General features: G+C 38.0%; 5 protein-coding genes. All 5 read right to left on the bottom strand.

Annotated elements, in window-relative coordinates; all coding sequences use genetic code 11:
* Positions 1 to 79: 79 nt before the first annotated feature.
* Positions 80 to 1,702: an ABC transporter substrate-binding protein gene (locus K9V48_RS21715; RefSeq protein WP_224141230.1), complete on the bottom strand. Its 1,623-nt coding sequence runs from the start codon at positions 1,700 to 1,702 to the stop codon at positions 80 to 82.
* A gap of 535 nt (positions 1,703 to 2,237) precedes the next feature.
* Positions 2,238 to 3,173, bottom strand: a complete 936-nt coding sequence (gene larC, locus K9V48_RS21720; RefSeq protein ID WP_224141231.1) for a nickel pincer cofactor biosynthesis protein LarC — start codon at positions 3,171 to 3,173, stop codon at positions 2,238 to 2,240.
* Positions 3,170 to 3,925 (bottom strand): nickel pincer cofactor biosynthesis protein LarB, encoded by a 756-nt coding sequence (gene larB / locus K9V48_RS21725; protein WP_224141232.1) that lies wholly within the window; start codon positions 3,923 to 3,925, stop codon positions 3,170 to 3,172. The genes larC and larB overlap by 4 nt, the downstream gene beginning before the upstream one ends.
* Positions 3,926 to 3,982: 57 nt before the next feature.
* Positions 3,983 to 5,455, bottom strand: a complete 1,473-nt coding sequence (locus K9V48_RS21730; RefSeq protein WP_224141233.1) for a gluconokinase — start codon at positions 5,453 to 5,455, stop codon at positions 3,983 to 3,985.
* A 95-nt stretch (positions 5,456 to 5,550) separates the two neighbouring features.
* Complete coding sequence (gene larE / locus K9V48_RS21735; protein WP_224141234.1) at positions 5,551 to 6,351, bottom strand: ATP-dependent sacrificial sulfur transferase LarE; 801 nt, start codon at positions 6,349 to 6,351, stop codon at positions 5,551 to 5,553.
* Between the last annotated feature and the right edge of the window lie 103 nt (positions 6,352 to 6,454).

Below are 6,454 nucleotides of genomic sequence, written 5' to 3' on the forward strand. Positions count from 1 at the left end.
AACTATTTAAAGTTGCCATTTTTACATTTTTTATCAAAAGAACGATTCAATTCTTGCTAGCTTCATTTCTACTTTTACCTTACTCAGCCCATTTCCATTCTTCAATATTGTTTGTCACAGGCCAACCGTGTCCGTGTGGCTGAATTCCTTGTTTTCCAATATCAAGTCCGTCTTTCACTAAGTACAAGTGGTCAATGTTCACTAACCATGCCCAAGGAGCGTCACCTTTTGCACTTAAACCGGTCGTTCCATCCCATTGCGCTTTTTTCCAAAACTCCATTGCTTCATTTGTATTCGTAGTAGCTAGAGCCTTTGCAAAATATTCATCTACCTTATCGTTTTTATAAAAACCGGTATTATAGTATTCTACTCCAGCATATTTGCTACTGTATACGTTATACATTTCATGTGGATCATGACTTCCCCAACCTAAAAGTACAGCATTTGAATACATTTTTTGTTCAATCGTATCCCAGCTTTCGCCCTCTATTTTTATATTAATGCCTAGTGGTTTGATCATATCCGCAACAGCTATTGCAAGAGATTGTCTGATTGCATCATCCGCTGGGTAATATAAAGAGAACTCTGCTTTCAATGATTCTTTTTCAAGAATTCCATCACTATCTGTATCCTTCCAGCCCGCATCTTCTAATAGCTTTCTAGCCCCTTCAACATCTGCATCTTCAAAAACGGTCTCAGGATTCCACCAAGGTAAGCCATCAACAGAAGTATAAGCTTTCGAACCATATCCTTCTAGTACTCCATCGATTAGAGCTTCTCTGTCTACGGCAATATTAATCGCATGTCGAATGGCTGAATCAGCTGTGACATCATTACCGATTGGCAATCCAGCCTCTGTCACATTACCTGATTTTACGTATGGAAACACAATCCCACGATTATCAACTGTTTTTACTGCTTCTAATCTCATGCCATTTACCTGCTGTTTGCTTAATGAAGCAGGAATCGCCGCAACATCAACTTGTCCTGCTTGAGCAGCAGCAAATGTTGCATCCTCACTTAAGAATAAAAAGGTGATTTTTTGAAAATAAGGCTTTTTGTCATAGTATTCAGGGTTAGCCTTTACAATTAGCTGTTGCCCCTTATCCCACTGAGCTAATTGATATGGACCTGAGCCAATCGGATTTTCTGCATAGTCCTTTCCATATGCATGTTTTGGTACAATCCCCGTGACAACTAAAGAGTTAATAAATGTTGATTGTGCTTCTTTTAGTGTAAATTTCACAGTGGAATTATCTATCGCTTCTACTTTCTCCAATACATTAAGATCAACAACAGATCCGTTGTTTAAAGCTGTTTCAAATGTAAATTTAACATCTTCTACAGTTAATGGTTCTCCATCTGAGAATTTAACATTATCCCGTAAAATAACAGTCCAAACCTTACCATCTTCACTTACTTCATAACTTGTTGCAATATCATTGACAATATTAAGATCATTATCCCTTTTTAATAATGTACTTTGGAATAACGGTGAACCGTAACGACCCCAACCAGTTGTTGGATCAAACCCTGTATCAGGCTCTCCTTCAACAGATAGCACAAGCTCATCCTTTTTGCTTTCTTCGGTTTCTCCACCTTTTTCATTAGATTGATCCGATTTTGATTGTGTACAGCCTACTAACACAATAGAAAAAATGATCGTAACAATTACGAAAAGTCCAAGAAATTTTTTTGACATTTACTACACTCCTTGTTTAAAGTTTATCTATTTACTATCAGATGACACAAATTCGATTGGTTTCTTTTAATCTTCAGGGAGAAGTGTTTCTGCCTGCTTTGAATGGGATAAATCTTGTGTATGTTTGTCCCTATATGTCCCCATAATCCGTAACACAATTATTAAGAATAGTAGCACGATTATGCATACTTAATAGCTACTTAGTAAAATACTATACTAATCATTCGGTTCGAATGCAATCCTACCATTTTTTTATTGAATTCGTTCACTTAGTCATTTGGAATGGTCAGTATTATCTAATAATTAGCTAGATCATATTCATTTTATTCCCAGATTTACTATTAAACAAGCCTCTCATGATATTTTCATCATGGCCTTGACAAACACTTTCTCCTAAGTAAAAAATTCGAAGCATCCAATGCAAGTTTACATCGAATGCTTCGAATCTTATACGACACACTTTCTAACCGAGATCCAACTACCTTAGAAACATAATGATTTATACGATCATTTCTACTTTCCTAATTAATTCCTCTTACTCCCCAATGACAACACGAAGCACATTTGGACGATCTTTAAAGGTTTTTGTTCCAGCTCCATAGCCAATAGCTTGTACACCCATTGAAGGCAGAGTGCAAAACTCTTCTGCAAGTACTGCTACAATTGCCGCTCCTGTTGGTGTTGTCAATTCAAATTTCACATCGCTTTGTTCGATTGGTACACCCTTTAATATTTCAAGCGTCGCAGGTGCAGGAATTGGATAAATTCCATGATCAATATGAATGCTACCCGTCCCGACAGGAATTGCAGACGATGTAACTTTCTCAATTTCTAACTGATGAATTAAAATAGCTGCTCCCACAATATCAATGATGGAATCAACGGCACCTACTTCATGGAAATGAACCTTGTCTAAAGGTAAACCATGAATATGTCCTTCTGCTTCACCGATTTTTCTAAAAATCCGCAATGAAGTTTCCTTCACATCATCTGCAAGTGCGGATTTTTCAATCATATTTACAATATCACGATAAGAGCGGTGATCGTGATCGTGACCATGGTGGTGATCATGCTCATGATGATGTTCGTGATCGTGACCGTGGTGGTGATCATGCTCATGATGATGTTCGTGATCGTGACCGTGGTGGTGATCATCTTCATGGTGATGTTCGTGATCGTGACCGTGGTGGTGATCATCTTCATGGTGATGTTCGTGATCGTGACCGTGGTGGTGATCATGTTCATGATGATGTTCGTGATCGTGATCATCATGCGTTAACACAACATCGAATTTTGTACTTGTAATTCCATTCTTCACAATTTTATTCCATTTTAATGTATATTCATCTGTGAAATTTAGTTTTTTTAATTCTTCTTCTAACATTTTCGGATCTGCCCCAGCATCAATAAGAGCCCCGATGATCATATCCCCACTGATGCCTGAAAAACAATCGAAATATAGTGTCTTCATTGCTTTCTTGCCCCTTTTGCTATGTTATTAATTAATGCAGCGTTGTATGCTCCACCGAATCCATTATCGATATTAACAACACTGATCCCAGAGGCACATGAGTTTAACATCGTCAATAATGCTGACAAGCCGTTAAAGTTTGCACCATAACCAATACTTGTTGGAACAGCAATGATTGGATGAGAAACAAGTCCGCCGACAACACTAGGTAGGGCACCTTCCATTCCCGCGACTACTACAGATACAGTAGCCTGCCGAATTTCCTCGATATTATCTAATAGTCGATGAATCCCAGCAACTCCTACATCATAAAAGCGACGAACATTACACCCTAATGCTTCAGCAGTAATAGCCGCTTCTTCCGCTACTCTTAAATCAGATGTACCTGCGCAAACAATCGCAATATATCCTTGGAATGAATCATCAACTTTTGATTCATCCTTCCAAGATAAAATTTGCGCCGTTTCATTGTAAAGAAACTCAGGAAATTCTGTCAGAGCATGCTCTGCCTTTTCTTTTGAAATTCGTGTGACTAACACATCATTCCCATTCGATCTTATTGCTTCTATAATTGAGAGGATTTGTTCTTTCGTTTTTCCCTCACCATAAACCACTTCAGGAAAACCTTGGCGTTTCTTACGATGATGATCCACTTTCGCAAATCCTAAATTTTCATACGTTGCTAATTTTTCCTTTGCTTCAGCTACGCTTAAAGTCCCTTTTTGGACTCTATCCAAAATTTCATCCATCATTGTTTTTCACTCACCTTAATCGGGAATGTTGGCTTCGAGCTCTTCCCTAAGAATGGATTAAAAATACTTCGCAATATCCTGTGATAGCATTTCATACTTTTTATAGATTGCTGCATAAATTTTATGGTCTTCCATATTTGGTTTTACTGGCTCTCCCATTGGGATATTCTTTTTAATTTCCTCAAAAGAATCAGCTCTTCCAATTCCGATTAAACCAACCCATGCAGCTGCCCATGCAGCACTATGATGACTTTCAGATACGTATACTTCTTTTCCAAAAACATCTGCTAACATTTGAATCCATAATGATGATCTTGACAATCCGCCATTTACAAAGAGCTTTTCTGGTTCGCCAGCTAAATTTTCAAGCGCTTGTCCGATTTGGTAAAGATTGAATGTAATACCTTCTAAAACGGCACGAACGAAATGTTCTTTTTTATGTGTAATCGACATCCCAAAGAAATTCCCTCTTGCCTGTTGATTCCATAAAGGTGCTCTTTCACCATTTATATACGGATGGAATAGTAATCCCTCTGCTCCAGGTGCTACAGCTGTTGCTTCTGCAGTAAATTCGTCGTGGCTTCCTTGATAGTTCAAAAGTTCCTTCAACCATTGTAATGCAATTCCACCATTATTTGTAGGCCCTCCAATGATTGAGTAATCCTCAGTAAAGGCGTAGCTAAATGTTTCTTGTTTCTCACTGATTCGGAAGCCTTTTGCAAATTGACGAATGGCTCCACTTGTACCAGCTGTAATTGCAACCTCACCTGGAAGAATCGCACCAATTCCTAAGTTAGCTAATTGTCCATCAGCTGACCCAATCACAATCGGCATTTCATTTGAAATTCCCATCTTTTCTGCAACCTCTTGCTTAATCCCTGTTAACACTTCTGTAGGAGGAACAATTTTAGAAAGCTGCTCTTTCTCAATACCTGCAAGCGTTAAAATTTCATCATCCCATTGGAATGTTTTTGCATTAAATAATCCAGTTGCAGCTGCCATTGAATAATCAATTACTCGCTGATCAAACCATTTTTGAAGAACATATTCTTTAATTGATAAGAAATATTTTGCTTTAAGATAAGGTTCAAATTCTACCTCTTTCATCCATAGTAACTTAGATAATGGAGACATTGGGTGATTAGGTAGCCCCGTTTTTGAATAAACCTCAAATCCATTATTTTCCTTTAGTTTTTCTGCTTGCTCACTGCTTCTTCCATCAGCCCAAATCATTGCTTGTGATAAAGGCTCACCATTCTCATCAATACAGATAAGTGAATGCATGGCAGATGAAAAACTAATTGTGACTAATTCTTCTTTCTTTACATTTGCTGCTTCCATCGCATCTCTAACAGCTTGTACTGCAAATTGCTCGATTTCAACCGGGTCTTGTTCTACCCAGCCTTGTTGTGGATAATTAGATGAGATCATCTTTTCTGTTTCTGTAATGACATTTCCATTTAAATTAAAAATAACTGCCTTTACACTTGTAGTCCCTAGATCTAGTCCCATGACAAATTCTCTTGACATAATACACTACACCATCCCTTAAAAAATTAATTATATAATATCAAAAGTTTACGCTACATAGAAAAAGCTTTGAGAGTTCCCAAAGCCTTTTTCTATTATGAAAGAACTTTATTCATACTACCACTCTTATAACCGATTAAATCTAACGTAATATATTTATAGCCGTAACTTACAAGCTCATTTGAAATCAATTCATGATGGTCTAAAACGATTTTCATATCGTCTGGCTCGACTTCAATCCTTGCGATTTCTTCATGTGTTCGTACCCGTACTTGGCGAATCGACAGCGACTTTAAAAAGGCTTCTGCTTTTTCTACTTTTGTTAGCTTTTCAATCGTTATTTTCTCACCATATGCTATCCGTGAAGATAAACAAGCGAACGAAGGCTTATTCCAAGTTGGTAAGTCGAACTCACGGGAAAGCTCACGAATCTCATCCTTGAAGAGGTTTGCTTCTTGTAGTGGTCCACGTATGCCTCTCTCCTTGGCTGCTTTCATTCCAGGGCGAAATTCATTGAGGTCATCAGCAATGACGCCGTAGACGACATTTTGAAACCCTTCTTTTTCCATAAAGGGGATTAAATGCTCGAATAAACTGCTTTTACAAAAATAACAACGATTGCGATCGTTCTCTGTATAGCCTGGAATCGCCAATTCAGACGTTTCAATCACACGATGATTTGCCCCGATCTTTTTAGCTAATTTCTTTGCTTCTAAAAGCTCGCTGGATGGATACGTTTCAGAATCAGCGGTCACAGCTAATACACGGTCAGTGCCCAATGTATCAACAGCGACTTTTAATAAGAATGTACTATCCACCCCGCCAGAAAATGCCACAACGACTGAGTTCATTTCTCGGAGAATCGACACTAGCTTCTGATATTTTTCGTTTATCATTGTCTTCTCCTTTCTTACTAAACATCATCTCTAGAGTGTATTAATTTTAAATCTCTATCATTACCTAGGATTAGATGGTCATGCTTCCGAATCCACCGTCAAC

The sequence above is a fragment of the Metabacillus rhizolycopersici genome (assembly GCF_020075705.1).

Bases quoted from the DNA above. Each gene is read 5' to 3' on its own strand.
- K9V48_RS21715 (WP_224141230.1), bottom strand. From the start codon at position 1,702: ATGTCAAAAAAATTTCTTGGACTTTTCGTAATTGTTACGATCATTTTT.
- larC (WP_224141231.1), bottom strand. From the start codon at position 3,173: ATGAAGACACTATATTTCGATTGTTTTTCAGGCATCAGTGGGGATATG.
- larB (WP_224141232.1), bottom strand. From the start codon at position 3,925: ATGATGGATGAAATTTTGGATAGAGTCCAAAAAGGGACTTTAAGCGTA.
- K9V48_RS21730 (WP_224141233.1), bottom strand. From the start codon at position 5,455: ATGTCAAGAGAATTTGTCATGGGACTAGATCTAGGGACTACAAGTGTA.
- larE (WP_224141234.1), bottom strand. From the start codon at position 6,351: ATGATAAACGAAAAATATCAGAAGCTAGTGTCGATTCTCCGAGAAATG.